This window comes from Ruegeria sp. AL1 (assembly GCF_056540905.1).
In genome coordinates this window covers 52683-78866 of record NZ_JBQFXP010000011.1, presented here as the reverse complement: position 1 = coordinate 78866, position 26184 = coordinate 52683, and the positions used below count along the sequence as shown (strand labels likewise).

General features: G+C 57.2%; 29 protein-coding genes and 2 tRNA genes. 15 read left to right on the top strand and 16 right to left on the bottom strand.

Going from position 1 to position 26184, the window contains the following annotated elements; all coding sequences use genetic code 11:
* Positions 1-5: 5 nt before the first annotated feature.
* Positions 6-1403 (bottom strand): FAD-binding oxidoreductase, encoded by a 1398-nt coding sequence (locus ACRZ9X_RS17365; protein WP_480521129.1) that lies wholly within the window; start codon positions 1401-1403, stop codon positions 6-8.
* Between the two features lie 33 nt (positions 1404-1436).
* Entirely contained in the window at positions 1437-2423 is a 987-nt protein-coding gene (locus ACRZ9X_RS17360; RefSeq protein WP_480521127.1) for a 2-hydroxyacid dehydrogenase, read from the bottom strand.
* 171 nt (positions 2424-2594) lie between these two features.
* Between ACRZ9X_RS17360 and ACRZ9X_RS17355 the strand changes: the two genes are divergently transcribed.
* The 3 genes from ACRZ9X_RS17355 (at position 2595) to ACRZ9X_RS17345 (ending at position 3836) form a co-directional block, all read left to right on the top strand.
* Positions 2595-3083 carry an SH3 domain-containing protein gene (locus tag ACRZ9X_RS17355; RefSeq protein ID WP_480521381.1) on the top strand — a complete coding sequence of 163 codons (489 nt, stop codon included), beginning with the start codon at positions 2595-2597 and terminating at the stop codon, positions 3081-3083.
* Positions 3084-3264: 181 nt separating this feature from the next.
* Positions 3265-3339: transfer RNA gene (locus ACRZ9X_RS17350), tRNA-Gln, on the top strand.
* 218 nt (positions 3340-3557) lie between these two features.
* Positions 3558-3836, top strand: coding sequence for a hypothetical protein (locus tag ACRZ9X_RS17345; protein WP_480521125.1), 279 nt, complete (start codon positions 3558-3560; stop codon positions 3834-3836).
* A 354-nt stretch (positions 3837-4190) separates the two neighbouring features.
* On the opposite strand, the gene ACRZ9X_RS17340 is transcribed toward ACRZ9X_RS17345, so the two are convergent.
* From ACRZ9X_RS17340 to ACRZ9X_RS17325, 4 genes are all read right to left on the bottom strand, one after another.
* Complete coding sequence (locus ACRZ9X_RS17340) at positions 4191-5309, bottom strand: linear amide C-N hydrolase (RefSeq protein WP_480521123.1); 1119 nt, start codon at positions 5307-5309, stop codon at positions 4191-4193.
* Positions 5310-6275: 966 nt separating this feature from the next.
* Complete coding sequence (locus tag ACRZ9X_RS17335) at positions 6276-6737, bottom strand: site-specific integrase (protein ID WP_480521121.1); 462 nt, start codon at positions 6735-6737, stop codon at positions 6276-6278.
* A gap of 116 nt (positions 6738-6853) precedes the next feature.
* Positions 6854-6929 (bottom strand) — tRNA-Ala (locus tag ACRZ9X_RS17330).
* A 138-nt stretch (positions 6930-7067) separates the two neighbouring features.
* Positions 7068-7394: a TIGR02300 family protein gene (locus ACRZ9X_RS17325; protein WP_480521119.1), complete on the bottom strand. Its 327-nt coding sequence runs from the start codon at positions 7392-7394 to the stop codon at positions 7068-7070.
* Positions 7395-7494: 100 nt separating this feature from the next.
* On the opposite strand from ACRZ9X_RS17325, the gene ACRZ9X_RS17320 reads away from it, so the two are divergent.
* The 3 genes from ACRZ9X_RS17320 (at position 7495) to ACRZ9X_RS17310 (ending at position 10119) form a co-directional block, all read left to right on the top strand.
* Entirely contained in the window at positions 7495-8187 is a 693-nt protein-coding gene (locus ACRZ9X_RS17320; protein ID WP_480521117.1) for a M48 family metallopeptidase, read from the top strand.
* A gap of 30 nt (positions 8188-8217) precedes the next feature.
* The gene (locus tag ACRZ9X_RS17315) at positions 8218-8865 is read left to right on the top strand and encodes a GntR family transcriptional regulator (RefSeq protein ID WP_480521115.1); all 648 of its coding nucleotides are present in this window, start codon (positions 8218-8220) and stop codon (positions 8863-8865) included.
* 123 nt (positions 8866-8988) lie between these two features.
* On the top strand, positions 8989-10119 hold the full coding sequence (locus tag ACRZ9X_RS17310) for a lytic murein transglycosylase (RefSeq protein WP_480521113.1): 1131 nt from the start codon (positions 8989-8991) through the stop codon (positions 10117-10119).
* Positions 10120-10123: 4 nt separating this feature from the next.
* Here the strand turns inward: ACRZ9X_RS17310 and ACRZ9X_RS17305 are convergent, their stop codons facing one another.
* Positions 10124-11086: an acetyl-CoA carboxylase carboxyltransferase subunit alpha gene (locus ACRZ9X_RS17305; RefSeq protein ID WP_480521112.1), complete on the bottom strand. Its 963-nt coding sequence runs from the start codon at positions 11084-11086 to the stop codon at positions 10124-10126.
* 360 nt (positions 11087-11446) lie between these two features.
* Between ACRZ9X_RS17305 and ACRZ9X_RS17300 the strand changes: the two genes are divergently transcribed.
* On the top strand, positions 11447-12025 hold the full coding sequence (locus tag ACRZ9X_RS17300; protein ID WP_480521110.1) for a PA14 domain-containing protein: 579 nt from the start codon (positions 11447-11449) through the stop codon (positions 12023-12025).
* Between the two features lie 27 nt (positions 12026-12052).
* Here ACRZ9X_RS17300 and ACRZ9X_RS17295 read toward each other — a convergent pair whose 3' ends face one another.
* A complete protein-coding gene (locus ACRZ9X_RS17295) occupies positions 12053-13015 on the bottom strand; it encodes an L-malyl-CoA/beta-methylmalyl-CoA lyase (protein WP_480521108.1) in 963 nt (320 codons plus the stop codon).
* Between the two features lie 295 nt (positions 13016-13310).
* Between ACRZ9X_RS17295 and dgcN the strand changes: the two genes are divergently transcribed.
* The 3 genes from dgcN (at position 13311) to ACRZ9X_RS17280 (ending at position 16234) form a co-directional block, all read left to right on the top strand.
* Positions 13311-14312, top strand: coding sequence for an N-acetyltransferase DgcN (gene dgcN, locus ACRZ9X_RS17290; RefSeq protein ID WP_480521107.1), 1002 nt, complete (start codon positions 13311-13313; stop codon positions 14310-14312).
* Between the two features lie 66 nt (positions 14313-14378).
* Complete coding sequence (gene dgcA, locus ACRZ9X_RS17285) at positions 14379-15344, top strand: N-acetyl-D-Glu racemase DgcA (RefSeq protein ID WP_480521105.1); 966 nt, start codon at positions 14379-14381, stop codon at positions 15342-15344.
* Between the two features lie 29 nt (positions 15345-15373).
* On the top strand, positions 15374-16234 hold the full coding sequence (locus tag ACRZ9X_RS17280; RefSeq protein ID WP_480521103.1) for a D-amino-acid transaminase: 861 nt from the start codon (positions 15374-15376) through the stop codon (positions 16232-16234).
* 41 nt (positions 16235-16275) lie between these two features.
* Here the strand turns inward: ACRZ9X_RS17280 and ACRZ9X_RS17275 are convergent, their stop codons facing one another.
* The 3 genes from ACRZ9X_RS17275 to ACRZ9X_RS17265 form a co-directional block, all read right to left on the bottom strand.
* Positions 16276-16590: a DUF1244 domain-containing protein gene (locus ACRZ9X_RS17275; protein ID WP_480521101.1), complete on the bottom strand. Its 315-nt coding sequence runs from the start codon at positions 16588-16590 to the stop codon at positions 16276-16278.
* Positions 16591-16667: 77 nt separating this feature from the next.
* The gene (locus ACRZ9X_RS17270) at positions 16668-16907 is read right to left on the bottom strand and encodes a DUF6868 family protein (RefSeq protein WP_480521099.1); all 240 of its coding nucleotides are present in this window, start codon (positions 16905-16907) and stop codon (positions 16668-16670) included.
* 59 nt (positions 16908-16966) lie between these two features.
* On the bottom strand, positions 16967-17704 hold the full coding sequence (locus ACRZ9X_RS17265; RefSeq protein ID WP_480521097.1) for an N-formylglutamate amidohydrolase: 738 nt from the start codon (positions 17702-17704) through the stop codon (positions 16967-16969).
* A 143-nt stretch (positions 17705-17847) separates the two neighbouring features.
* On the opposite strand from ACRZ9X_RS17265, the gene pyk reads away from it, so the two are divergent.
* The 5 genes from pyk to rplT all read left to right on the top strand — a co-directional run bounded on the left by pyk (position 17848) and on the right by rplT (position 22291).
* Complete coding sequence (gene pyk, locus ACRZ9X_RS17260; protein ID WP_480521095.1) at positions 17848-19293, top strand: pyruvate kinase; 1446 nt, start codon at positions 17848-17850, stop codon at positions 19291-19293.
* Positions 19294-19524: 231 nt separating this feature from the next.
* Positions 19525-19962 (top strand): universal stress protein, encoded by a 438-nt coding sequence (locus ACRZ9X_RS17255; RefSeq protein WP_480521093.1) that lies wholly within the window; start codon positions 19525-19527, stop codon positions 19960-19962.
* A gap of 14 nt (positions 19963-19976) precedes the next feature.
* A complete protein-coding gene (locus ACRZ9X_RS17250; protein WP_480521091.1) occupies positions 19977-21527 on the top strand; it encodes an alanine/glycine:cation symporter family protein in 1551 nt (516 codons plus the stop codon).
* A 182-nt stretch (positions 21528-21709) separates the two neighbouring features.
* The gene (gene rpmI / locus ACRZ9X_RS17245) at positions 21710-21910 is read left to right on the top strand and encodes a 50S ribosomal protein L35 (protein ID WP_010443552.1); all 201 of its coding nucleotides are present in this window, start codon (positions 21710-21712) and stop codon (positions 21908-21910) included.
* A gap of 15 nt (positions 21911-21925) precedes the next feature.
* On the top strand, positions 21926-22291 hold the full coding sequence (gene rplT, locus ACRZ9X_RS17240) for a 50S ribosomal protein L20 (protein ID WP_170658380.1): 366 nt from the start codon (positions 21926-21928) through the stop codon (positions 22289-22291).
* 92 nt (positions 22292-22383) lie between these two features.
* Here the strand turns inward: rplT and ACRZ9X_RS17235 are convergent, their stop codons facing one another.
* From ACRZ9X_RS17235 to ACRZ9X_RS17215, 5 genes are all read right to left on the bottom strand, one after another.
* Positions 22384-23046, bottom strand: a complete 663-nt coding sequence (locus tag ACRZ9X_RS17235; protein ID WP_480521089.1) for a DUF1194 domain-containing protein — start codon at positions 23044-23046, stop codon at positions 22384-22386.
* A gap of 163 nt (positions 23047-23209) precedes the next feature.
* Complete coding sequence (locus ACRZ9X_RS17230; RefSeq protein ID WP_480521087.1) at positions 23210-23671, bottom strand: hypothetical protein; 462 nt, start codon at positions 23669-23671, stop codon at positions 23210-23212.
* An 81-nt stretch (positions 23672-23752) separates the two neighbouring features.
* Entirely contained in the window at positions 23753-24142 is a 390-nt protein-coding gene (locus ACRZ9X_RS17225) for a carboxymuconolactone decarboxylase family protein (RefSeq protein WP_480521085.1), read from the bottom strand.
* On the bottom strand, positions 24139-25239 hold the full coding sequence (locus tag ACRZ9X_RS17220) for an aromatic ring-hydroxylating oxygenase subunit alpha (RefSeq protein WP_480521083.1): 1101 nt from the start codon (positions 25237-25239) through the stop codon (positions 24139-24141). The genes ACRZ9X_RS17225 and ACRZ9X_RS17220 overlap by 4 nt, the downstream gene beginning before the upstream one ends.
* Positions 25236-26123, bottom strand: a complete 888-nt coding sequence (locus ACRZ9X_RS17215; protein WP_480521081.1) for a MurR/RpiR family transcriptional regulator — start codon at positions 26121-26123, stop codon at positions 25236-25238. Before ACRZ9X_RS17215 ends, ACRZ9X_RS17220 begins: the two co-directional genes overlap by 4 nt.
* Between the last annotated feature and the right edge of the window lie 61 nt (positions 26124-26184).

Here is a 26184-nt window from a genome sequence, read left to right as displayed (position 1 = left end):
ATCCGCTATAATATCTTACCCGGATTCATGATGTTATCCGGATCGATGACCGATTTGATCGCAGCCATGTAATGAGTGGCCTGTCCGAGTTCCTTCACCAGATAGGGGCGTTTGCCCTGTCCGATCCCGTGCTCGCCGGTACAGGTTCCCTCCATCGAAATCGCCAGCTCGTTCAACCACCCGACAAAAACATCGGCATTGGCCACTTCTTCGGCGTCTTCCATGTCTATCAACAGCAGAGTGTGAAAGTTGCCATCCCCCACATGCCCGACCATCGGCGCCATCAGAGCCATCGCTTCGGCCTTTTCCTGAGTTGCAGTGACGCATTCCGCCAACCGCGAGATCGGGACGCAGACATCCGTTGATATCCCGCGTGCGCCCGGTCGCAGTTGCAGACTGGCCCAATACATATCGTGCCGCGCCTGCCAAAGCTTGTTCCGCTCTTCCGTGGTCGAGGTCGCCGCAAAATCGCCACCTCCGAATTCTTCCGCGATCTGGCCAAACGTCTCGGCCTGTTCCGCAGCACCGCTGTCAGAGCCGTGGAATTCCAGCAGCAACAAAGGTGTCTCAGGCAAGCTCAGACCGGAATAAGCATTTGCCGCTTTGACTGACATTTCGTCCAGAAGCTCAATCCGGGCCACAGGAATACCGTACTGGATCGTTGTCATCACGGCGCGACAGGCCGCGTCGACGGTCGGGAATGAACACCGGGCCGACGTGATCGCCTCGGGGATACCCTGAAGGCGCAGCGTGATCTCGGTGATGATCCCCAGCGTCCCCTCGGACCCGACCAGCAGGCGCGTCAGGTCATACCCCGCCGATGACTTCTTGGCGCGGTGGCCTGTGCGAATGATCTGGCCGTCAGGCATCACCGCTTCGAGGCTGAGGATGTTATCCTTCATCGTGCCATATCGCACCGCATTCGTTCCCGAAGCCCGCGTTGCTGCCATCCCGCCCAGCGAAGCATCGGCACCCGGATCGATTGGAAAGAACAACCCTTGATCACGCAGATGGGCGTTCAACCGTGTGCGGGTCACACCTGGCTGCACGACGCAATCCAGATCATCCGCATGCACGGCCAGAACCTGATCCATCTGCGCCAAATCGACGGAAATCCCGCCGGCAGGAGCGTTTACATGGCCCTCAAGCGAGGTTCCGGTGCCAAACGGGATAACCGGAACCTTGTGCGCGGCGCAGGTCTTTACGATATCGGCGACCTCTGCGGTGCTTTTGGGGAACACAACAGCGTCAGGGCTTTGGTTCTCGATCCAGGTCGTCGTGTGACCATGCTGTTCGCGGATCGCCGCGCCGGTTTGCAGACGGTCACCAAAACGTTGCTTCAGAATACCCAAAACAGTATCGATCCCGGCCTCGTTCCGGGGCAAAGCCGTTGCCTTCACCATTTGTCTTCCTCCTTTACCGCAGCGGGCTGCGGATCACAGCATCGCGGGCACAACCTGATCCGGCGGCCTGTGACCATCTTCAAATGTCTTGATATTGATGATCACCTTTTCGCCCATCTCGATCCGGCCCTCCAACGTGGCCGATCCCATATGCGGCAGCAGCACAACATTCGGCAACTGCCTGAGACGCGGATTCACGTCCGTACCGTGTTCATAGACATCCAGACCCGCGCCCGCGATCTCTCCTCCGCGGATCATACGGGTCAGGGCGTTTTCATCGATCACCTCGCCGCGAGATGTATTCACAATCACTGCCGAAGGCTTCATCAGCTTCAGCCGCCGCGCGTTCATCAGATGAAAGGTCGAAGGCGTTGAGGGGCAATGGACCGATATCACATCCATCCGCGCCACCATCTGATCGAGGCTTTCCCAATAGGTTGCCTCAAGCTCCTGTTCGACCTCAGGACGCAAGCGACGGCGATTGTGGTAATGCACCTGCATGCCAAAGGCGCTGGCGCGGCAGGCAACAGCCTGACCTATACGCCCCATGCCAAGAATCCCCAGACGTCGACCGCCTACGCGCCCGCCCAACAAAGCGGTCGGAGCCCACCCTGCCCAATCGCCCTTTTGCATCTGGCTCAGCCCCTCGGGAATGCGGCGGGTCACGGCCAGAATCAGTGCCATGGTCATATCGGCTGTGTCATCGGTCAGAACACCGGGCGTATTTGACACCAGGATGCCGCGCTGCCGGGCCGTGGCAACGTCAATATTGTCCACCCCGGCGCCGTAATTGGCAATCAGGCGCAGCCGCTCTCCGGCCTGCCCGAGAAGGCCGCCATCAATTGTGTCGGTGATGGTCGGAACCAGCACATCGGCCTCTTTCACAGCCGCCGTCAATTCCTCTCGGGACATTGGCATATCACTGTCGCGCAAACGCACGTCGAACAGTTCGCTCAACCGCGTTTCCACCGCCTCGGGCAACCGTCGCGTAACGACAACACTCAGACGTTCTTTCGGCACCTCAGCTCTCCTACTGCTTTGCAATCAGTCACGCGCCATGGCATCGTGGCGCAGGATCACACCGGGCACAAGAACCCGCCGAGCGCAGACTCGACCTTTTTTTGACATACGAACACTGAACGTAAGAGCAGGCAGGCAGTGAGTTCGATTTTTTTCGTAAAACGCCCGATTGTGGCGCTGGTGATTGTATTTTTGGTGGCGATCAGTGCGGTTACGGCCAGCGCACAGGAAAAACGCGGCCAAGTCACCAACCTGCCGCTGCCCCGTTATGTCTCGATGAAAGCAGCGGAAGGCAACGTACGGCGCGGTCCGTCTCTGACCCATCGAATCGACTGGGTCTTCAAGCGCCGGGGAATGCCATTGCAGATCACGGCAGAATACGGCAACTGGAGAAGGGTGCAGGATCACGATGGCGCCGGGGGCTGGGTTCACTATGCGCTGTTGTCCGGAGTACGCACGGTTTTGGTCGAATCCGACATGTTGCCTGTCTATGCAAATCCCGATCCGGCGTCTCAGGTCAACGCGCAATTCGAAACAGGCGTGGTCGCAAGACTGGGCACCTGCACGCTGGACTGGTGCCGCATCTCAGCAGGCGGCCATCGCGGATGGACCTTGAAGGCCAACCTATGGGGTGTCGACCCGTCTGAACTCCGCGAGTAAGACTTCAAGTCAACCGCAATCCGCGCACTGCGTTTGCCTGTCAAAACAGCCTGATCCGGCGGCATTCATAAGGTCACCACGTGCCGTGATCCTTCAAAAAACTATTTTCCGGCTGGCAAAGTTTTTTTGTCGAAAAGCTCTTGAACCCTGAAACCAACAGTCGTAGATAGCCGCTCACCGTTGGGGTGTAGCCAAGTGGTAAGGCAGCGGTTTTTGGTACCGTGTATCGTAGGTTCGAATCCTACCACCCCAGCCATCTTTCACTTTTGTATCGTCCGGTTTGAAACGCAACTTTTTTCAAATTCGGCGAATATAGCTTTCGATTGTCATCTCAGTTGCCTCATTTTCAAGTTACCAAGAACTGCCTCGACACATGAGGTCTGATCGCTCTGGATTCGGCATCCAGGGCTGAACGCTGCAGTTTCGCTGCGTCCAATTCTGTGCTCTCTACAGCCCACCAAGCAGCTTTTGGCGATGGCACGGGCGATGTTCACCGATCTGCGGGAGACGCGTGCCCTAGAGGCCAAGAGCGCCAAGGAAACGCTGAACAAACAGTTCGCGTTTTTGGATGCCGAAGTAAAATCGCTGCTTGGACGTATCGTGCAAACATTTAGTCCGACGGTCATCAGCGCATATGAGACCCTTATCGAAGAACTGGAACATCAACGCCTGAAACTGGCAGACAGTTCGATTCCGCGCCTCCTTCTAAAAGACACCGGTCGGAATTTATTGATCCGACCCTCCAGCTTCTGACAAACTCGTGGAATCTTTGCAGGAAAGGCGGATTTGCAATGCAGCAAACAGTGCTACTGTTTGACCTTGGCAGAGCCCCTTCTCTATAGCCGGAATGATGGTTATCGAACCGCTAAAAACACCTTCCTATTCAAGGTGTTAGCGGAAATTTCAACCCAAAAAGTGAGATGGTGGAGCCTAGGGGAAACGCCGCCGAACGCCTAATGCACTGATAGTAAACACTATTGTAGTGTGGTGGTTTGTACTGTGTCTCACCTTAGTGTCACACCCGAACATAGGCAACCAGTACGTTTGGGTTGATGTCTTGGGCCACGTTCCCACTCTGTTGCTTCCGTGGCCCAAGTGCGCATGTGACTAGTTGGTCGGTGTCATATCGACGATTGTGGGTTCGCGATTGCCACTTGTTGGAAATACTATCATCTCGTCACCCATCGCTTCGAAGTCGATTTGTTTGAGATCGACCATGTGCACAGTGCGGTCATACATCGTGTGATAGTAGTACGTCAGGTCTTGTGAGTTGCTTGCAGTCGTTACCTGTGTCGCGCTGTATAGCAGGTCCTCAGACTGTACATCGTCCTGAGCACCCTCTGCTGCGTCGGCTGGTATGTTGAAGTTGTCGAGTATCCGGAACGCCTCGCGTACAGTGTCATATCCGCCTTCTGTCTCACGTGCCGTTTGAGAGAATGCGACCGCACGGACAAACCGCGAAGGAGGTGTGAAATCACCGGGTAGACCAATCATTCCGCTTCCTGCGCCCAGCGGAGCAAAGGTGACGCCGCTGGCTTCGACTTCGGGAAGGCCGATAGCCGTCAGATTTACATAGTTGTTGAGGTTGGTCATGTGCCAGTCGTAATTAGGCGAGTTGGTGATGACACCAAGCGGAGCCTCAAAGACGGTCAGTTCACCGTCAATGTACTCTACAACGATCCGGCCACCAAAGCGGTCTGCGACCAACATGTGGAACGGAAACGGGAAGCCGAGCGTCTCGTCAACAACTCCTACAACACGTATGCCCTCAAGACCGGCCTGTGCCTCCTCAACTGTCTCGAACATAGACAGGACGTAAGCAGCTAGAAGGTCGCCGGGTATAGTGTTGTCAGCAAGATCGGGCAGATATTCTTGGTATTCTGTAAACCCCGGCAAATAGAACAGTCCGGCGGTCAATCCAGCCTCATTGATACCATCAGCAGGTGCTCCGTGGTCCAGCATACTAATGCCAACCATCCCAAAGCGTCCTGTCCAAGCGGCCCCTTCTTGTCCATCGGGCATCTCCCCTGCGCTGTAAGCGAAGCCCCTTGGTATGACGTTGATCTTGGTCTCAAGATCGAATGGGCCCCATTCCGCTGTTCTTGCGCGAACGATGCTCCCGTCCGTTCCTGTCAGCATGATCCCTGTGCAGGCCCAAGCCATTGAAACGGATGCAACCAAGGCGACCCCAGCGCGCGCGCCGAGCTTTATCAATCTGTGCACCATCTTCGTAAGTCTCCTGCTGCTAAATTGGGTAACAATAAGGAAAGCCTACATGCGTGACACTGACATGTCTGCCTGCTACGTCGCAGTTGCTTACATAATTTAGGGAATGTAGCGGCTGGATTTGGCCAATCCCTTAGCCTGTTTAGTACTCTAGTCATTGGATCGGCCACGGTCGCTCATCGGTCAGGAAGGCGTTCACCAGCATATAGAACAAGTTGGTGTCAGCAGTGCTTTTCTGTACCCGGTGCAGTCTCTTCGATTTGGTTGGTAGACTACTTATGCTGGCACGTCTTTCACCGCAATATTCAACCGGATGCAATGATAAAAAGTAATATAAAACAGATAGATATGTTGTGCTGGTTGGTTGTATATACCAAGGATACTAATCTTCATGCTGATACTGGCTAACCATCCAGCGCACTTAGCATATCGGTGCATAGTATTACTTTTAGTGTGATATATTATGTATATACACATGATATATACTATTAGGTATCTTCTAATGATGAATACCTAGTGTACATACACATAGTGTGCATTCTAAGTGAAGCCATTAGTATATTATATGCATATACACAATAACTCGACTATGTAGGTATAGTGCAGTGTATATACTATGGATATTATCTATAGATGTATATACAATAAATATACTATTCGGACATTCCTACTATCATCGGATCAATACTGAACATTGACCTTGCAGAGGCAGACAGATGAGGCATTCAAAAAGCCTAATCTGTTCGCAGTCTTGCAATAATCCAACTGGGGCAAACGGATCGAACATTCGGTAAATGCTACGCATCCGTTTCTTACCTCATTAGAGGAAGGGTTAAGCAAAGCATGATCGCATCCGGCTCTTCCCTCATTAGACGGAGGGTTTAGCATTCTCGGGTCCGAAGCCGATCAAATTACCGAATTGCAAAGAAGATAGATGACCCGGCACAAGCGTATATCTTTTGAGGTTCAGATACCGGGCAGGGCATGACCCAAGAGGATGTCATTGATGTCAGGCTGTACACCAGCATGTCGGCACGCATCCTTGAAGTTGTGGCGGAAAGAGTGGAATGAGGTCTTGACTGTCTTCGCACCAATGCTGTCGATGTAGCGGCTAAAGTCTTTGCTGGCTTGTTCTGAGTGGTAGCCCATGGCCCCCACTTTTGGGTCCGGGAATACTCTTTTCTGACCTGCATCCTGCTGGGCCTGAACGAAGCGCAAGAAGCCAAGGCGGACTAATTCAGGATGAATAGGAACTAGCCTGCTCTTGCCGAATTTGACACGTTGGTCCTCATCACCTTCGCGGACCTTGATAAAGGGTATGCCATCTTCTTGGTCTATATCGTCAACGCGCAACTGGCACAATTCGTTTAGTCGTGCGCCTGTCCAAAGCCCCAGTAGTGGAAGCCAATACCAACGGGTATGGGCCAACGGAAGTAATAAATGCCATGTCTAGACAGTGAGAGATACGCATGCAGCTTCATTTTGTGTCACACCTGTGTGTCACACCGCTCTAATGCTTGCTATCTAGTTGTATTGTTAGGTTTTGGTGGAGCCTAGGGGAGTCGAACCCCTGACCTCTTGCATGCCATGCAAGCGCTCTCCCAACTGAGCTAAGGCCCCATGCAGGTACCGCCGCAGCGGTGGTCGGACGTTTATGAGACGCCGCAGGTGAGTTCAAGCCCAAAAAGCCGAAACGGTGAAAAAGTTTGCCGCCGACCCGGGCAGGAAACGAGGCGGCGCGGGCCGCCTCTGGTCCGGTCAGTTTTCGTCTTCCGACGACATATCCTTGATGTCGTCCAGCGAGACGTTGTCGCCGTCATCGTCATCGTCGTCCAGCAGATCATCGTCCAGTTCGACATCGACATTGTCGTCATCGTCCAGCACGATATCCTCGTCCGAGGACGCCTCGCGCGCTTTGACCGAGGCCGCGTCTTCCGCATCAGCAGCGATCATCCGGCTTTTGCCGGTTTCCAGTTCCACGATCTCACCCGTGTAGGGGCTGATGATCGGGTCCTTGTTCAGGTCGTAAAAGCGTTTGCCGGTGGTCGGGCAGACACGCTTTACGCCCCATTCTTCCTTGGGCATATCAAATCCCCTTGATATCAGGTGAATCTCAACAATGATTCAGGTCACCTGCCACATGCGGCAGGCACTGTCAAAGCCTTTGCGCGAAGGAGATCGGCCCATGGGGCAGCATGCATTGCCGGGACGGCCTCAGGTGCCGCTGACATTGCGCAAATCGGCGCGCGCGCGGCGGATCAGTTTGCGGATTTCCCAGTTAGATGGGCGCGTTACGCTCACCTACCCACAAGGCATTGCCGAATCCGAGGCGTTGAAATTCGCACATCAGAAAGAAGAGTGGATTCGGCAACATCTGGATGACCAGCCAGACCCATCTGTCGTGCAGATCGGCCAGACCATTCCGGTTGAAGGTCAGATGCGCCGAATCGTCCACGCCCCAGGGCGACGGGTCCTGATGCGCAGAGATGAGATTGGCGTGCCCGCGGGGGCCGAAGGGCGCCGACTTGCCCGCTTTCTCAAGGAGCTGGCGCGGGACCGGCTGACCGGGGCCAGCGATGATTATGCGGCGATGCTGGGCCTGCCCTACAGCACCCTGACACTGCGCGACACGCGTTCACGCTGGGGGTCTTGCACCTCTGCAGGTGGGTTGATGTTCTCGTGGCGCCTGATCATGGCACCGACCGATGTACTGCACTATGTTGCGGCGCATGAGGTGGCGCATTTGGCCGAGATGAACCACTCACCCGCTTTCTGGGCGCAGGTCGAAAAGATCTATGGACCTTACAAGGCACCGCGTCGCTGGTTGCGGGACAACGGTGCTGCGCTGCATCGGTATCGGTTTGAAGCCACAGATTGACTGGATTGAAATTTGTGATCACATAAGCGGATGATGAATCCACGCACGGCCGAATCCCAGGCGCCCACCCATGATCAAGTTTACCGGGCTTTGCGATCCCGTATTATGCATGGCGAAATTGCACCAGGTCAGGCGTTGACGTTGCGAGGGATTGGCAAGGAGTTTGGCGTCTCAATGACCCCTGCACGCGAAGCTGTACGCCGGTTGGCGGCCGAGGGTGCATTGTTCCTGTCCACCTCGGGGCGGGTCTCGACCCCGGAACTGACCAACGACCGGATAGAAGAACTTGCCGCGCTGCGCGCGCTTTTGGAGGTCGAACTGGCCAGCCGCGCCCTGCCCCGCGCGCATATCGCACTGATCGATCGATTGCAGAGCATCAATATGACCGTTGCTGAAATGGTCACGAAACGGGACGCGGTGGGCTATATTCGCGCCAATCTGGAGTTTCACCGCACACTCTATTTGCGGGCGCAGGCCCCGGCCATGTTGGCGATCGCCGAAACCGTCTGGTTGCAGATGGGGCCGACAATGCGAGCCCTCTATGGTCGGTTGCGGCGTACAGACCCACCGCATTATCACCGTCTGATCATTGCCGCGCTCAAGGCCGGGGATGAGCCTGGCTTGCGTCTGGCAGTCCGCTCGGACGTGACCCAGGGGTTGCGGCTGCTGGTCAGTTAGGCGGCATACCGCTCAGGGGTGTGGATTACCGGACCTTCAGGCTTTTGAAGGGCGCGTATTTCTGGTGCGAAGCCCCTGTCTGCGCTATTGTGAGGTCAATCACAACAAGAGCAGATTTCAGTCATGATCACCCGCAGGACATTCTCAGTTTTACTTGGTTCAGGCCTGCTTGCGGCCTGTTCGGGCGGTGGCGCCCCAAGCAACGCGCCCGCGTCCCGAATGCGGACCGTTCCGAACGCGGGATGGGATGCGTGGGTCGCAGGATTCAAAGGCCGCGCCGCCGCGCAAGGCATTTCACAGACAACGATCAACCGCGCCTTTCAAGGGGCTGGCTATCTGCCCGATGTGATTGAGCGCGACCGCAATCAGGTGGAGTTCAAACGCTCGCTTGAGGATTATCTGGCCATCGCCGCTTCGGACGAACGGATCAGCACCGGGCAACAGATGCTGCAGCGTCACAACAGCACCCTGTCCCAGATCGAGGCAAAATATGGTGTCGAGAAAGAGGTGATCGTTGCCGTCTGGGGGCTGGAAAGCCGCTATGGTGCGCGGCGCGGTGACGTACCGGTCATCTCAGCCACGTCTACGCTGGCCTATGACGGGCGGCGCGGTGCCTTCTTTGAAAAACAGCTGGTGGCTGCGCTGAAGATCATTCAGGAGGGCGACACCACGCCTGCCAACATGACCGGCAGTTGGGCCGGAGCGATGGGGCATACGCAGTTTATTCCCACATCGTATCAGGCATTTGCGGTGGATTTCACTGGTGACGGACGGCGCGATATCTGGTCGGATGATCCGGCGGACGCATTGGCCTCAACAGCGGCTTATCTTGCGCGATCCGGATGGGAGCGGGGTCGGCCCTGGGGAGGCGAGGTTGGGACCGTCAGCGGCACGCCAGTCTCCGTATTGCAACCGCAGAACCCGGGACCCCGCATTGCCGTATTCCGGAATTTTCAGGTCATCAAACGCTATAACAACTCGGACAGCTATGCCATTGGTGTTGGGCATCTGTCAGACCGGATCGCAGGCGGCGCGCCGTTTCAGACGTCGTTTGGGCCGGATGAAAATGGCCTGACGTTGCAGGACCGCAAAGAGTTGCAGCGGCGCTTGACATCCGCAGGCTACGATACGCAAGGCGCAGATGGTGTGATCGGCAAGAACACCACATCCGCGATCAGCGCGTATCAGCGCGCAAACGGCCTGCCTGCGACAGGAGAGCCCTCGGTGGACTTACTGCGCAGGCTCGGCGGTTGACGGCTCAGGCCGCCAGCCCTTTTGAGCCGATATCAAGGAATTTCTGGCGGCGGTCGCGGATCAGCGTTGCGGCATCCTTGCCGTCCAGATCTTTCAGCATCGCCGTGATCGCAGCCCGGACCGATTCAAAGGTTGTTAAACGGTCACGGTGGGCACCGCCTTTGGGCTCGGTGATGATCCGGTCGCAGATGCCCAGTTTATAGAGGTCTTGCGCCGTCAGACGCAGTGCCTCGGCCGCTTCGCGCATCTTCTCGGAGTCTTTCCACAGGATCGAAGCACAACCTTCAGGTGAGATCACCGAATAGACCGAATGCTCCAGCATTGCCACACGGTTCGCCGTTGCAAACGCCACGGCACCACCAGAACCGCCTTCGCCAATGATCACGGAAACCAGCGGCACACCGATTTTCAGACACATCTCGGTCGAGCGGGCGATGGCTTCGGATTGGCCGCGTTCTTCGGCACCCTTTCCGGGATAAGCCCCTGCGGTGTCGATCAAAGTAATCACCGGCAGACCAAACCGCCCTGCCATTTCCATCAGGCGCACGGCTTTGCGATAGCCTTCGGGGCGCGCCATGCCGAAATTGCGCTCGATCCGCGATTTGGTGTCGCTGCCCTTTTCATGTCCGATCACCATCACCGGCTGATCATCGAACCGCGCAAGGCCGCCAATCACTGCCAGATCGTCCGCGAAATTCCGATCTCCGGCCAAGGGCGTGAATTCGGTGAACAGCTCGGCAACATAGTCCTGACAATGGGGTCGTTCAGGATGCCGTGCCACCTGACATTTCCGCCAGGGCGTCAGATCGGCATACAGCTCTTCCAGCAGTTTCGCAGCCTTGGCATCCAGCGCCGAGGCTTCTTCGGCCACGTCCATCTCTTCATTGGCACGCGCCAGCGCACGCAGCTCTTCGGCTTTGCCTTCGATTTCGGCCAGGGGTTTTTCGAAATCCAGATACTGGGTCATGACGCCTCTCAACGCGGAAATTCTCTGCTATATGACCTGTGGTGAACCGGGATGCAACTCGGCATGAGTTCGCGAACATGAATTGGGACGGATCCGACGGGTTTTGCAATACTCAGAAAGCCCATACGATTCCGGCGCCGGAAAAAGAAACCTCCTCTCGAAACCCGTTTGACGCGGGGCCGCGTGTAACACCACTTACAAAAACTCTGATGGATCAACATGAGATATAAGCGAAGGTTTACCTGCACAATTGTGAAGTTTAACTCACTTGCGGGTGCAATTCTCACGTCCTAGTGTCCAATAAACGTCTCAACCAAAATGGGGAGAAACCTCAGCGAGACTACACTCAGGGAGAAGACCATGAACCTATTTCGGACCGGAGCGCTGGCCGCGGTCCTGGCGATGACAGCCGGGGCCGTAATGTCGGAACCACTAAAACTGCAGCCCGCTGACCCTCAGCCCAACCCGAAATCGGGTCTGAACGTAAAATACGCATGGGAAGGCAATCCTCCGCGTAAGATCCAGAATCTGGCCAAGGCAGAACACCTGCTGAAAAAAGCGAAGCCCGGGCCTCCGCTAAGGGGGCTGGATTACCGGGAAACGAACGACGGTGATCCGGTTTTGACCTTTGACAAGGCTTACAACGTTGCAGCCGAAATCACCGGGTACATCCACTTTGACTCACCCGGCATCTATGAGCTTGAAACCTGGTCCAATGATGGCATCGATGCCTGGGTCGGCGGTCAACAAATAGGATACCTCAATAACCGTCAGCCATGCGATGCGAACCAGAGAACCGAAGTCGAAGTTCCTAAGGCAGGATGGTATCCACTGCACATAAAGTATTTTCAGAAATACGTGGCATCTTGCCTGATGATGAAATGGGGCAAACAAGGCGAGCGGATTACCTGGACGCCAAATGACGTGTTTGGGCGCTGAAGTAAGGCACCTGCAAAGGTGCCGTTCTTAGTTGTTCGAGGCAATCAACTCCGCCTGCGCCACAATCACTTCGGCTTGTTTGATCGAGGCGATATCAACCAGCCGCCCCTTATAGACCGTCGCGCCTTCGCCATTTGCCTTGGCCTGCTCCATCGCGGCCAGGATGTCGCGCGCCTCAGACACTGCTTCGTCTGACGGTGTAAAGACCTGATTGGCCAAGGCGATCTGTTTGGGATGGATCGCCCACTTGCCAACCATGCCCAACGTCGCCGAGCGCTTGGCCTGCGCGATATACCCGTCGTCGTCCGAGAAATCTCCGAAGGGACCATCCACCGGTAGAACGCCATGAGTTCGGCAAGCCGCGACAATCGCGGCTTGTGCCCAGTGCCACGGGTCGGACCAATGCTTGTCGCCTTCGTGCAGCATGTAGTAGTTTTCCTGTGTACCTCCGATGCCGGTGGTCTGCATCCCCATCGATGCTGCAAAATCCGCCGCCCCCAGGCTCATGGCCTGCAGTCTGGGTGATGAGGCCGCGATCTCTTCGACATGCGCAAGACCGGCGGCCGACTCGATGATGACCTCGAAGCTGATCGGTTTGGAGCGGCCCTTGGCGTGTTCAATCGCGGTAACCAACGCGTCGACCGCGTAGACATCCGCCGCACACCCGACTTTGGGGATCATGATCTGGTCGAGGCGATCGCTGGCCTGTTCCATCAGATCGACCACGTCACGATACCAGTATGGTGTGTCCAACCCGTTGATGCGCACCGAAAGGTATTTGTTCCCCCAGTCGACGGTGTTCAGCGCCTCGATGACATTGGCACGCGCTGCGTCCTTGTCGGTTGGCGCAACCGAGTCCTCGAGATCAAGGTTGATAACATCCGCAGCCGATGCCGCCATCTTCGCAAACAACTTGGTATTGGACCCCGGCCCGAACAACTGGCAGCGGTTCGGGCGCGCTGGGGCGGCGGGTTGAATGCGGAAACTCATCGGGACCTCACGTAAGAAAGGAAATTACGATTTTATTCCCCTTCGGGATATTAAATTGCGCAGCGCTGCGCAAGCATGTTTATGCACTTGCGGCATTGCAATTGCAGCATTCACTGGCAATCCGTTTGTTTTCGGCGCTTATGGATTAATCACTTAAGAAACTTGCAATAATTTTGCAATTTTGAGCTATTCTACACAATAAACTCTCGCGATCCCTCTCTTTGCTGGAGCGAATCGAGAAACCCTCGTCTGACCGCTCCCTTAGCCTGCTTCGGAATCAAAGGAGTGCACCGCAATGATCGAAACACCGTATCTGCTGTTTTTGGGTGATGCCCCCGACCAACTGGCCGCCAAAGTTGCTATCGGAATCCGGGATTGGCGACCGGAAAACGCCGTAGGCCAGTTCCGGATGGAAGGCTGCAAGGCCGATCTGGGCATGACCGATATGACCCTGGCCGAGGCCAAGGCTGCCGGAGCCAAGACGCTGGTGATCGGTGTAGCAAATCGCGGTGGCGTTATCAGCCAGGCCTGGAAGAAGGTGCTGATCGAAGCGCTGGAAATGGGGTACGATCTGGCATCGGGGCTGCACAACCTGTTGCGGGACGAAGGCGATCTGGTTGCTGCTGCCCAAACCCATGGGGGCACCCTGCACGACGTGCGTGTGCCGACTGACGGGTATCCGATTGCCAATGGCCGCAAGCGCAGTGGAAAGCGATGCCTGGCCGTCGGCACCGATTGCTCTGCGGGCAAAATGTATACGGCAATGTCGATGGATGCCGAGATGCGCAAGCGGGGTTTGAAATCCACGTTCCGCGCCACCGGGCAAACGGGAATTCTGATCACCGGGCAAGGTGTGCCCCTCGATGCGGTCGTTGCGGATTTCATGGCGGGCGCGGTCGAGTATCTGACCCCAGATAACGATGAGGATCACTGGGATCACATCGAAGGTCAGGGGTCCTTGTTCCACGTGTCATATTCAGGGGTGACAATGGCACTGGTTCATGGCGGACAACCTGATGCGCTGATCCTGTGTCATGAACCGACCCGCACTCATATGCGTGGCCTGCCGGAATACGGCCTGCCAACATTGTCTGAACTTCGTGACACCGCCTTACCAATCGCTCGCATCGCAAACCCGGACTGTCAGGTGGTTGGGGTTTCAATCAACACCCAAAACCTGAACGAAAACGCGGCGCGGGAGTATATTACAGAGGTGGAGGCTGAGATGGGGTTACCTGCCACTGATCCTTATCGTTTTGGTGCGGGGAAACTTGTGGATGCGCTCATGGCGCTGTGATCTATCTGTCCTGTCGGAGGACCGCCTCCGGCGGGAGTATTTTTGAAAAGATGAAGGAGGGGGCGCGTGCAGATCCAAGTCTCTCGTGATGTTTTTCGCTTGGCGCAGGTTTTTACGATCTCACGCGGATCGCGGACCGAGGCGCAGGTGCTGACCGTTCGTGTATCTGAAGATGGGATCGGCGGATGGGGAGAGTGCGTGCCTTATGCCCGGTATGGCGAGACGCTGGATTCTGTTGAAGCGGAAATCGCAGGCCTTCCGGACAGGTTTGATCGGGCGGAGTTGATGGGTTTGTTGCCAGCGGGCGCGGCGCGAAACGCGGTGGATTGCGCACTTTGGGATCTGGAGTGCAAACGTGCGGGTCGTCGAGTGTGGGATCTGGCCGGGTTAGCCGTGCCGCAGCCGGAAATCACCGCCTATACGCTTTCACTGGATGCACCTGAGGCGATGCGGGTGCAGGCTGCGGCAAACGCGCATCGACCCTTGCTCAAGATCAAACTGGGGACACCGGACGACATGCCGCGGCTTGAAGCCGTGCGTGCGGGGGCTCCGGACGCCCGGATCATCGTGGACGCCAACGAAGGCTGGTCCGCCGAGGTTTATGCAGATCTTGCGCCGCATCTGGTGCGGTTGGGGGTCGCTTTGGTCGAACAGCCTCTGCCTGCTGACGATGACGAAGCCTTGATCGGGATGCAACGCCCGGTGCCGGTTTGCGCTGACGAATCCTGTCATGATCGCGACAGCTTGCCCAACCTCAAAGGCAAGTATGATGTCATCAATATCAAACTGGACAAAACCGGCGGCCTGACGGAAGCGCTGGAATTGCGCAAAGCGGCGATTGCAGAAGGCTATGACATCATGGTCGGTTGCATGGTCGGCAGCTCTCTGGCCATGGCCCCGGCAACTTTGTTGGCGCAAGGTGCGATGGTGACAGACCTTGACGGCCCGCTTCTGTTGGCCGAAGACCGCGATACCCCGCTGGTTTTTGACGATACCGGGGTCCACCCGCCCCAAGCCGCGCTCTGGGGCTGAGGACGGCCGTGAAACGAAAAGGATATAAAATGACCCGCACCGTTTATGTGAACGGAGAGTATCTGCCCGAAACCGAGGCGAAGGTCTCGATCTTTGACCGGGGATTTCTGATGGCGGATGCTGTCTATGAGGTCACCAGCGTTCTGGACGGCAAGCTGATTGATTTCGAAGGCCACGCTGTTCGGCTGAAACGGTCTTTGGACGAGTTGCAGATGTCCTCGCCCTGCAGCCAGGACGAGTTGCTGGAGATACACCGCAAACTGGTTGAGTTGAACGATATTGATGAGGGTCTGGTATATCTGCAGGTCTCGCGCGGTAGTGACGGAGATCGGGATTTTGTGTTCCCATCCGCTGACACCAAACCAACGCTTGTTCTGTTTACCCAGAACAAGCCGGGGCTGGCCGACAGTCCGGCCGCGAAGACCGGGGCAAAGATCATCTCCATCGATGATATCCGCTGGGGACGCAGGGACATCAAGACGGTTCAGCTGCTCTATCCGTCAATGGGCAAGATGATGGCTAAGGCCGCAGGGTGCGACGACGCCTGGATGGTGGAAGACGGCTATGTGACCGAGGGCACGAGCAACAACGCCTATTTTGTCAAAGGCGGAAAAATCGTCACACGTCCGCTGTCCAACGACATCCTGCACGGGATCACCCGCAAGGCGGTGTTGCGCATGGCTGCCGAGGCGCAAATGGTTGTCGAGGAGCGTCTTTTCACCATTGCGGAAGCACAGGCGGCGGATGAAGCATTTACCACTTCGGCCAGCGCGTTTGTGATGCCTGTGGTCGAGATCGACGGCGTTGCGCTGGGTGATGGCACTCCGGGTCCTTTCGCAACGCGGTTGCGCGAAATTTATATCGACGAAAGCCGCAAGGCCGCAGTTTAAAGCAAAAGGCCCGTCAAACTGGCGGGCCTTTCCTTTTCGGGTCAGCCCTTTTTGCCAACATTTTCTTCAAAAGCGACCTCGAACGCGGCTTGCTTTTCCGGGCTGGCCTCGGTCTGGTAGTTCGCTTTCCATTCCTCCATGGTCATGCCGTAGAAAATCTGACGCGCCTCGTCCTTGCCCATTTCGATACCCTTTTCATTGGCCGCTTCCTGATACCAACGAGACAGGCAGTTCCGGCAGAACCCGGCCAGATTCATCATGTCGATGTTCTGAACGTCAGTGCGGTCCTGCATCAGGTGCTGCTGCAGGCGGCGGAATGCGGCGGCTTGAAGTTCGATTTCGGTTTGAGTGTCCATGGTCAGGCTCCGAATGACAGAATTGCGTGCTGTATCTGACCTAGCGGTCCGATGGCGATGTTTCAACAAACGGCGCGTCAAGTCAGCTTCAAGGCCAGCCACGGGATGATGCAAAAGATCAGCGTCAGTATCTTGTAATTGGCCAGATACCGGAAATATGCCCGCTTCACATCCGAATGCGCCATCTGGAACATCTTGCTGTGGATACCTGCGATCCGGTCCTGCAACACGAAAACCATCGCTGTGGTGAACAGCAAGACGGCGATGTTCAACACAGCCATCCAGCCAAAGACGTCCATCAGAAATTCCTGAGTCATCATCGCCTCCTTTCCCCGAATATATGGGGATCAGGGCCAGTGCTCACAATAATGTGTGCTCAAAGGTCGCTGGCGTCCAGCGCATCATGCAAAACGGTGGCCAGACGCTCGGCCCAACCCCGTTGACCCGCGTGATCCCCGATCAGGTCATTGCGCAGCTCGATCAGCGCGTTGGGGCGTCCAAATGCCGTGCAATGTTTATCAATCGCATCTCCGGGCAGCACGCCTGTATAAGGCTCGTTCACCCCGACACACAGGTCGCCTTCTGCCTCAAGCCGGTCAATCAGCGGCCGCGAGAACCTTTCGTCTGGTGTGTGCAGCACCCCTATATGCCAGGGGCGCGGATCACGTCCGCGCAGCTGGCGCGTAAAGGAATGCATCGATACGATGACCGCGTGCGGCAGAGCCGCCAGTTCCGCCAGCGCCTTGTGATAGGGGCGATAGCACATGTTCAGACGTCGCTCGCGCTCGACTGTGTCGGCGTGACGATTCCCGGGAATGATGGAGCCATCATAAAGCTTCATCAACAGGGTCGGATCATCCTCACCCCGGTTCGGATCGATCACAAGACGCGAGAAGTTGGCAGCAATGACCGGCGCGTTCAGAATCTCGCCCAGGTGCTTTGACACCTCGTAGGCGCCAACGTCATAGGCAATGTGGCGCTCCATATCCTCACGGGGCAGGCCAAGATCGCCGCCGTTCACCTCGGGCGGTACCATGTTGGTTGCGTGGTCACATGTGATCAGCCAGCGCGATGGCCGATCCGCGCCGTGGATAAAAAACGGAGAATACGTCATAAGCCTGTCATCTTGTTCATCGCAGGTGTAGGGCAGTTGCTTCGGAAAGGGAATTGCGCAATAAGCAGCGTGACCGATGTTTGCGGTAACATCTTTATCGGATGACCGACAAAGCCAACGAAGACGTGAAGGGGGCAAGAACAATGCGACGCCTGAGAAATGTAAAAATCGTGGCGACGCTGGGACCGGCGTCAAATGACTATGACATGATCCGCGCGCTGCACGAGGCCGGAGCGGATGTGTTCCGCCTGAATATGAGCCACGGTAGCCATGATGAGATTCGCGAACGGCACCGGATCATTAGGCAGGTTGAGAAGGATCTGGAAAGCCCCATTGCCATTCTGGCCGACCTTCAGGGTCCGAAACTGCGTGTCGGCGTATTCGCCAACGAAGCCGAAGAGCTGGAAGAAGGCGCTGCGTTTCGGTTGGATCTTGATCCGGCGGCCGGTGACATCAACCGCGTCTGCCTGCCCCACCCCGAGATTTTTGCCGCGTTGGAACCCGGCGCGCGTCTTCTGGTCAATGACGGGAAAATTCGCCTGAACGTGCAGGATTGCGGTCAGGACTATGCCAACTGTTCGGTTGAGGTCGGAGGGACGATCTCGAACCGCAAGGGCGTCAACGTGCCCGACGTGGTGCTGCCGTTGGCGGCTTTGTCCGCCAAAGACCGGGACGATCTGGAATTTGTCTGCCAACTGGGTGTCGACTGGCTGGCGCTGAGTTTTGTGCAACGCGCCAAGGACGTATTCGAGGCCCGCGCGCTGGCGGATGGGCGCGCCTCGATCCTCTCCAAGATCGAAAAGCCTGCGGCCGTCGAAGCGTTTGACGATATCCTCGATGCATCCGATGGCATCATGGTTGCCCGGGGCGATCTGGGTGTTGAATTGCCGGTTTCTGCCGTACCGCCGATCCAGAAACGGCTGGTTCGCAAATGTCGGACCGCGGCAAAACCCGTGATCGTCGCCACCCAGATGCTGGAAAGCATGATCGAAAGCCCGATGCCGACCCGCGCCGAAGTCTCGGATGTGGCCACGGCGATCTACGAGGGTACGGATGCCATCATGCTCAGCGCGGAATCGGCTGCCGGGTCGTATCCGGTTGAGGCGGTGCAGACCATGAACAAGGTCGCTATCGAGGTCGAGGCCGACCCGACCTACACTCAGATCATTGCCGCCTCGCGCACCGCCAAGGGCACAACGATCGCGGACGGTATCGTCGCTGCTGCGCGTGAGATTGCGGAAAAGACCGATATCAAGGCAATATGCTGCTTTACCCAAAGCGGCACCACCGCCCTGCTGACCGCGCGGGAACGCCCCGGCGTGCCGATTATCGCCATGACGCCTGCGACCGGAACCGCACGCCGGCTGTGCCTCAGCTGGGGGTGCCACTGCGTGATGACCCCGGAACTCGAGCGATTCAAAGGCGCAGTCGTCAACGCAGCCCGCGCAGCGCGTGCCGGAGGGTTCGCATCGGAAAGCGATCAGATCGTCGTCACTGCCGGTGTTCCGTTCAACGTGCCCGGCACGACGAACATCTTGCGCATCGCGCCTTGTGATGAGCGTCTGATCTACAACACTGATCCTGGCTAAGCCTGTTCGGGCAACCTGCCCAATCAAGTTTTGCTCGAAAATTAGGCATAAAAACTACTATTAGAACAAATAGTTACGGCATTATTGGGTGAAAAACTCAGTTTCCCCTCTGTTTTTCCGTGTTTTTCCCCGATACTGATCGGCAGGGGCAGTCATCTATTTTAGTTCCAAGTTCCGGCTGCCCTGCCGGGGGCACGGGCCCCGGTACAATCACAATAACGGAGGAACGTCATGACAACGAAAATTGTCATTGGGCTGGACGGGACAGAAACCGGCGAGCGTGCGATCGCCTTTGCCAGGGATTTGGCCGAAAGGATCGGTACGTGCGAATTGTTGGTGGTCTATGTCATCGAATGGTCCCCTTTCACTTTCCAGACACCCGAGGAAAACGCACTGCGTCACAAACGGCGTGAGGAAGAGGTTGAACTGGCCACCACGCGCATCATCGCGCCTGCGGTCGAGGCGCTGAAAGCCGCCGGATTCCAGGCGCATGGCATCGTGCGTCATGGAGACGTGGCGGAAACGCTGAACAAGATCACCGTTGAAAATGGCGGATCGCAGATCGTTGTTGGTCGAGCCTCGGCGGACGGGTTCAAGAAGCGCCTGTTCGGCAGCTCGACCCAGAATCTGGTCATGCACGCCGATGTGCCGGTCACTGTCGTGAACTGAGGGGAGGGACAAGAATGAGAATGCTCAAACAATTTGGCGCTACAGCCGCTGCGGCCTTTGCCGCAGGCCCTGCTCTTGCGCAAGAGGCTCCGGGTCTTGACGAAAAGATCAATCAGGCCTTCGCCGATTTCACCGGGCCTTTCGTCAGCTTTATCTTCGCGCCGTTTCCGGGAACCGGGTTCCCATGGATCGTGGGGTGGCTGGTCATCGCGGCCACCGTGTTTACGCTGTATTTTGCCTTCGTGCAGCTGCGGTTCTTCAGCCATGCAATCAGCCTTGTGAAAGGCGACTATTCCGACCCCAACGACGCGGGTGAGGTCAGCCACTTTCAGGCGCTGGCCACGGCGCTGTCGGGCACGGTTGGTCTTGGCAACATCGCCGGTGTCGCGGTGGCCGTCGGCATCGGAGGACCGGGTGCTACGTTCTGGATGATCGTCGCGGGCCTGCTGGGTATGGCGTCGAAATTCACCGAATGTACGCTGGGCGTGAAATACCGCAACGAATACGAAGACGGCACCGTTTCCGGTGGCCCGATGTATTATATGTCCAAAGGGTTCAACGAGCTGGGCCTGCCGGGCGGTAAGATTCTGGCTGTTCTGTTCTCGATCTTCTGTATTCTCGGCGCGTTGGGCGGGGGCAATATGTTCCAGGCCAATCAGGCGCATCAACAGATCGCAGGCATTGTCGGAGACTATCCGGGCTGGATCACAGGTCTGGTCTTTGCGGGCATCGTATTCGCGGTGATCGTGGGTGGCCTGAAATCCATCGCCAGCGTGACCGAGAAAGTCGTGCCTTTCATGGGTGTGATGTATGTGCTGGCCGCGCTGGTCATCATCATCATGCATGCCGATCAGATTGGCTGGGCCTTTGGTCAGATCTTCGCAGGCGCCTTCACCGGTCTGGGCGTTGCTGGCGGCATGGTCGGTGCGCTGATTCAGGGCTTCCGCCGTGCGGCGTTCTCGAACGAAGCGGGCGTTGGTTCTGCGGCGATTGCACACTCGGCGGTGCGGACCAAGGAACCGATCACCGAGGGCTTTGTCTCGCTGCTTGAACCGTTCATCGATACGGTCGTGATCTGTACCATGACCGCGCTGGTGATCATCATCACCCAGCAGCTGATCATCGACCCCGAAACCGGCAAGTACATGCTGAACGAAGCGGGCAACGCGATTGCGACCGTAGACGGCAATTCGGGCGTCAGCCTGACCTCGGCGGCCTTCGGTAGCGCGTTCAGCTGGTTCCCGTTCATCCTGGCGATTGCCGTGGTGTTGTTTGCCTTCTCGACCATGATCAGCTGGTCCTACTACGGCCTCAAGGCCTGGACCTACCTGTTCGGCGAAGGTCACACCAAGGAACTGGTGTTCAAGATCATCTTCTGCGTCTTCGTTGTTATCGGTGCAGCGGCCAACCTTGGCCCGGTCATCGACTTCTCGGATGCGGCGATCTTTGCCATGGCGGTTGTGAACGTCTTCGCGCTCTACTTCCTGATGAAAGTGGTGCGGCAGGAGCTGGCATCCTACGCCGAGCGGCTGAAGAGCGGCGAGATTCGCAAATTCGAACACTAAACCAATTCACCGGGGCGGCCCGCAGCTGCCCCGGTGCCTGACCTGTGCGGATTCCGCAGATTCCGGTCGATACCCCCTTGCCAGTATGATCGAACTTGCGTAAACGGCGCATCTGTTGCGTGACCGGCCGAGATGGCATGCCGAGTCGCGTCTGAAACCGAACCCGAGAACAGGAGACGGAAATGCCTAAGATGAAGACCAAGTCGAGCGCCAAAAAGCGCTTTAAGGTGACTGCGACCGGTAAGGTCCTTGCTGGCCAGGCCGGCAAACGGCACGGCATGATCAAGCGGACCAAGAAGTTCATCCGCGACGCCCGTGGCAACACCACCCTGTCCGCCCCCGACGCAAAGATCGTCAAGGGCTACATGCCCTACGACCGCTAAGAGGAGATTTGAGAGATGTCCCGCGTTAAAGGTGGAACCGTAACTCACGCCCGTCACAAGAAGATCATCAAGGCCGCAAAAGGCTATTATGGTCGTCGCAAGAGCAACTTCAAAGTTGCCACTCAGGCCGTTGACAAGGCCAACCAGTACGCAACCCGCGACCGCAAGAACCGCAAGCGCAACTTCCGCGCGCTGTGGATCCAGCGCATCAACGCGGCTGTGCGCAGCCATGACGAGGCTCTGACCTATTCCCGCTTCATCAACGGCCTGAACCTGGCCGGTATCGAAGTGGACCGCAAAGTTCTGGCCGACCTGGCCGTGCACGAACCGGAAGCGTTCGGCGCGATCGTCGCCAAAGCTCAGGCCGCTCTGACAGCCTGATCCTCTGATACAGAGACAGTGAATGAAAAGGCCGCCCCTTGTGGGCGGCTTTTTTAGTTGGGTCAGCTTTACCTGCCCCTCAGAAATCACGATTATCGGCTGGCCACCGGGGCGGGGATTTCTCGGAGCAGTTTGCGCCGCAGGGCCGCTGCGTAATCCTCGTATTCAGAGGCGATTTCCATGAAAGCCCCGCTGCCGGAAATGACATGGGTGGCATAGTACTCAAGCACTTCAGACTCGGCTCCGGCGATCACCAGCGCGTTGACAGTGACGCCCTGCATCGCTGGCATTTCCCGCGCAACATGCGGACGAAACCCATTGTCGTGTTTGCCATCCCCTGACACGTCGATCACACGGCGTCTGCAATTTGTACCGTAATCGATCATCAGGGCACCGAAGGCGACGGCTGGTCCTATCCCGGTCGCGCCCGTTGCGCTTCGGGGCGCGGCAAGAATGTCCGCGGCCATCGCTTGCAACCCGACCGACCCTTTGACCAGCCGCCAAGCGGCGATTTGTGTTTGCTGTCGCGAATCAGCCCATTCATACGCCATAAGCGCCACCCCGCCGGGCTGTGCTGAAATCGCAGTGACCACATCGGGGTCGAGCAAGGCCGTGGCCAACCCTTCGCGTTGAAGCCGGAACTCGGCGTCATCGACGCTTCCGGAAACGTCCAAGGCGAGGGCCAACGCCAGTTCACACGACCACGCCTTGCCCATAGAAAGAAACAAGCTTGAGAAGATGATAAACGCAGCCATCCGCATGGCCAGAACTTGGCCCCACACAGGCGCGTATTGTCAACACAACTTTTGGTCGGTTCGCGCCCGTCTATTCAGCTTTTCCAGAACGTTTCGATCAATTTTGTACGCCAATTGCGAGCACATTCAGAATGCGGCAATCGAAGCGAACTTGCACGCCGGGCTACTTTCCATCGTCCTTCTTTACCAACTGCGCGGCAAAGGCCACGCCTGTGCCTGGCCCGGCATAGGTGACCATCAGGACGTCATCCAGATACACGCCGTTGAAGACGCCTGATGAGACGTCCTCACCCGAAGTCCCCGCCTCGGCCAGAACAAAGCGGGTGGGGTCGTCGAGTGCGAAGGTGCCCATGGTCTCTTCGACGATCCAGTCGGTGTCGCCGATCCGCCGCCAGCGGTTGGTGGCCGTGATCAGGTTGCCGTCGAGCTTGGTGATCTCAAGCTCCATCTCGGTTTTCAGCAGGCCCTTTTCGTGGTTGGGGTTCGATTTGGCGAAGGCCACCAGATAGGTCCCATGCCAGGTGCCAGTGATCTGAGGGAAACCGCCGCCTTCGTCTGCGGATACGGCGGCGGGGATGGTCAGGCTCAGAATGATGGCCAGTGATCGGGCAAGAGTACGGAACATTGTGAAATCTCCTGTGACACGAGGGGGTGATCACACGCTAACGCGCCTCAGGGATTTGACAAGCGCGCGGCCCGACGGTGGTCAGGAACCGACTTGTTCTTCGATCACCCTACGCGCCACGCGGAAGCATTCCAGCGCCTGCGGCACGCCGCAATAGATGCCGATCACGTGGATGATGGCGCGGATTTCCTCGGTGGAGACGCCGTTGTTGATCGCGCCTCGGCAATGGATCTCCCACTCGTGCATCTTGCCCAGCGCGCCGATCATCGACAGGTTCATCATCGACCGCGTCTTGGCGTCGATCACATCGTCGCCCCAGCCGAAGCCCCAGCACCAGGCGGTCATCGCCTCTTGAAACGGGCGGGTGAAATCGTCGGCGGCGGCCAGGTTCTTTTCGACATATTCTGCGCCCAGCGTCGCCTTGCGCTGTTCCAGACCTTTCAGGAACAGGTCTTCGTCAAATGTGCTCATGATCCGGTCCTCCGAGGCTGTTCGTCGATGGCTTCGCGCATCCATCTTTGCAGGTGCATGACGGGGTGTTCTGAATTCACCCCGCCCTTGGGGTCAATCACCAGCGGACCGGGGCGATAGCCGCGCGAATGCAGGCCTCGCTGTACGGATTCGACCAATCGGATGTCCTCTTCCACCGTGGTTGCTCGATCCTGCGCGGCGAGTTGCCGTATCTTTTGATCGTCCACGCCACCCACCGAATACCAGCCGCGCCAGACCACCACGTGATCGGCGCCCACAGCACGCCAGTGATAGGTGTTCAGTACATTCCCCGGATAGACTTGGAACGAGAACATCGGCCAGAGGAACCAGCTGGAATATTCATCAAAATGCTTAAAGCCTGACTGAATATCATAGGTCATGTTCTCAAGGCTCTGGCATTCCGTCGTGTGACGCAGGCACATGCCCTGAGGCTGGATGTCATAGGTTTCAGGCCGGACCACACCGTTCGCAAAGGTCGGGTGGTTCAGCGAGCAGTGGTAGCATTCCGAGTAGTTCTCGACCGAGACCTTCCAGTTGCACAGTTCCGGTATCTCGACCCATTCCAGCGGCTTCAGGTCAGCCCAATTGGGCACCCATTCCTCAAGCTCGGCGCGCGTGCTCGGGAACCAGTCGTCCATCGGCGCGGCGTTGGGGTCCAGATTGACGAAAACAAACCCCAGAAACTCTTCGCTGCGCACCTCGTTCAGGCAGACCGAGGATTTGTCGAACCCTTCAACCGCCTTGAGGTTTGGCCCGGCGCGCAGCTCTCCGGTCAGTTCGTAGGTCCAGGCGTGGTAGGGGCAGACGACGACGCGCGTGGTTCCGGTGCCCTCAACCAATTGATGCGCGCGGTGTTGGCAGACATTGTAGAACACGCGGATCGTGTCATCGCGGCCCCGGATGGCGAACAGATCCTGTCCTGCGACTTCAAACGCGACGTATGCGCCCGGCTCGGCCAGTTCCGAGGCGTGGCAGCCAAACTGCCATGTGCGCGCCAGCAGCCCTTCGGTTTCCAGTCGAAATATGGCGGGATCAGTATAGTACCGGGCTGCAAGAGATTGGATGGGTGCTGTCACGAGTCCTCCGCATGGTAAAGGCCAAGCTGATGGCGGCGTTTGTGAAAGGTCTCGACCCGTTCGACGATCTCATCGCTGGCAACGGCGATCACGAAGGACAGCAGCGTTTCCAGTAGCGCGACCGTACTGACCGAGGACGGGAAGAATTGCGGCGTGTCTGCCGAGATGACAAAACCATGGTCCGCCGCACGCAGGATCGGGCTGGCTGGGCTATCGGACAGGCTGACGATGGTAAGCCCCTGCTCTCGCGCGACCTCAACCGCCTCAACCACCTCGTTTCGGTAGGGCTTGCAGGTCATGGCGATTAGAACGTCGCGTTCATCGGCCCATGCCAAATCGTCGATCGGATTTGATCCGTCGCGCGGGATCGCGTGGAACTGCACCATCCCGGTCGAGGCCAGGTAAACAAAGTTCCGCGCGTTCGAGTTGTTCACGCCCACGCCCAGTACAAACACATTGCGCGAATTCCAGATGTCTTCTGCTGCGGCTTTCAATTGCTCAGAGGAGATATTGGCAAAAGTCTCCTCGACATTGCGCAGGGCGTCCTGAACCATATCGGCATAAAGCCCACCCATATTGCCAGACTTGCGAATATCCTGCAGCCAGCGGGCGCGGTCGGGAAAATCGGCCTGCCCGCGCCGGATCGCCTCGCGGAAGGGCACACGGAAATCCTCGTACCCTTCAAACCCCACCTGCCGCGCCATGCGGACGATGGTGTTGGGTTTCACATTTGCGGCCTCGGCGATTTCGCGCACCGTCGAAACCCCCACGTCGCGGGGGTTTTCCAGCACATAAGTGGCGGCTTTGCGCGCCTCGGGCGTCAGCTCGGACAGTTCATCCGCCAACCGTTCGAGAATCGTATTTGATACATTTGTCCCATTCATGATTGACGATGGTACTTTTGTTTGCTTACGCTGTCGAGACAAAATCGACTCAGAGGAGTGA

Coding starts and splice junctions, on each gene's coding strand:
- ACRZ9X_RS17235 (WP_480521089.1), bottom strand. CDS start 23,046: ATGGCTGCGTTTATCATCTTCTCAAGCTTGTTTCTTTCTATGGGCAAG.
- ACRZ9X_RS17215 (WP_480521081.1), bottom strand. CDS start 26,123: ATGAATGGGACAAATGTATCAAATACGATTCTCGAACGGTTGGCGGAT.
- ACRZ9X_RS17265 (WP_480521097.1), bottom strand. CDS start 17,704: ATGACGTATTCTCCGTTTTTTATCCACGGCGCGGATCGGCCATCGCGC.
- ACRZ9X_RS17280 (WP_480521103.1), top strand. CDS start 15,374: ATGACCCGCACCGTTTATGTGAACGGAGAGTATCTGCCCGAAACCGAG.
- ACRZ9X_RS17225 (WP_480521085.1), bottom strand. CDS start 24,142: ATGAGCACATTTGACGAAGACCTGTTCCTGAAAGGTCTGGAACAGCGC.
- dgcN (WP_480521107.1), top strand. CDS start 13,311: ATGATCGAAACACCGTATCTGCTGTTTTTGGGTGATGCCCCCGACCAA.
- rpmI (WP_010443552.1), top strand. CDS start 21,710: ATGCCTAAGATGAAGACCAAGTCGAGCGCCAAAAAGCGCTTTAAGGTG.
- ACRZ9X_RS17345 (WP_480521125.1), top strand. CDS start 3,558: ATGGCACGGGCGATGTTCACCGATCTGCGGGAGACGCGTGCCCTAGAG.
- ACRZ9X_RS17315 (WP_480521115.1), top strand. CDS start 8,218: ATGATGAATCCACGCACGGCCGAATCCCAGGCGCCCACCCATGATCAA.
- ACRZ9X_RS17230 (WP_480521087.1), bottom strand. CDS start 23,671: ATGTTCCGTACTCTTGCCCGATCACTGGCCATCATTCTGAGCCTGACC.
- ACRZ9X_RS17310 (WP_480521113.1), top strand. CDS start 8,989: ATGATCACCCGCAGGACATTCTCAGTTTTACTTGGTTCAGGCCTGCTT.
- ACRZ9X_RS17305 (WP_480521112.1), bottom strand. CDS start 11,086: ATGACCCAGTATCTGGATTTCGAAAAACCCCTGGCCGAAATCGAAGGC.
- ACRZ9X_RS17300 (WP_480521110.1), top strand. CDS start 11,447: ATGAACCTATTTCGGACCGGAGCGCTGGCCGCGGTCCTGGCGATGACA.
- ACRZ9X_RS17340 (WP_480521123.1), bottom strand. CDS start 5,309: ATGGTGCACAGATTGATAAAGCTCGGCGCGCGCGCTGGGGTCGCCTTG.
- ACRZ9X_RS17270 (WP_480521099.1), bottom strand. CDS start 16,907: ATGACTCAGGAATTTCTGATGGACGTCTTTGGCTGGATGGCTGTGTTG.
- ACRZ9X_RS17295 (WP_480521108.1), bottom strand. CDS start 13,015: ATGAGTTTCCGCATTCAACCCGCCGCCCCAGCGCGCCCGAACCGCTGC.
- ACRZ9X_RS17275 (WP_480521101.1), bottom strand. CDS start 16,590: ATGGACACTCAAACCGAAATCGAACTTCAAGCCGCCGCATTCCGCCGC.
- ACRZ9X_RS17250 (WP_480521091.1), top strand. CDS start 19,977: ATGAGAATGCTCAAACAATTTGGCGCTACAGCCGCTGCGGCCTTTGCC.
- ACRZ9X_RS17325 (WP_480521119.1), bottom strand. CDS start 7,394: ATGCCCAAGGAAGAATGGGGCGTAAAGCGTGTCTGCCCGACCACCGGC.
- pyk (WP_480521095.1), top strand. CDS start 17,848: ATGCGACGCCTGAGAAATGTAAAAATCGTGGCGACGCTGGGACCGGCG.
- ACRZ9X_RS17255 (WP_480521093.1), top strand. CDS start 19,525: ATGACAACGAAAATTGTCATTGGGCTGGACGGGACAGAAACCGGCGAG.
- rplT (WP_170658380.1), top strand. CDS start 21,926: ATGTCCCGCGTTAAAGGTGGAACCGTAACTCACGCCCGTCACAAGAAG.
- ACRZ9X_RS17320 (WP_480521117.1), top strand. CDS start 7,495: ATGGGGCAGCATGCATTGCCGGGACGGCCTCAGGTGCCGCTGACATTG.
- ACRZ9X_RS17365 (WP_480521129.1), bottom strand. CDS start 1,403: ATGGTGAAGGCAACGGCTTTGCCCCGGAACGAGGCCGGGATCGATACT.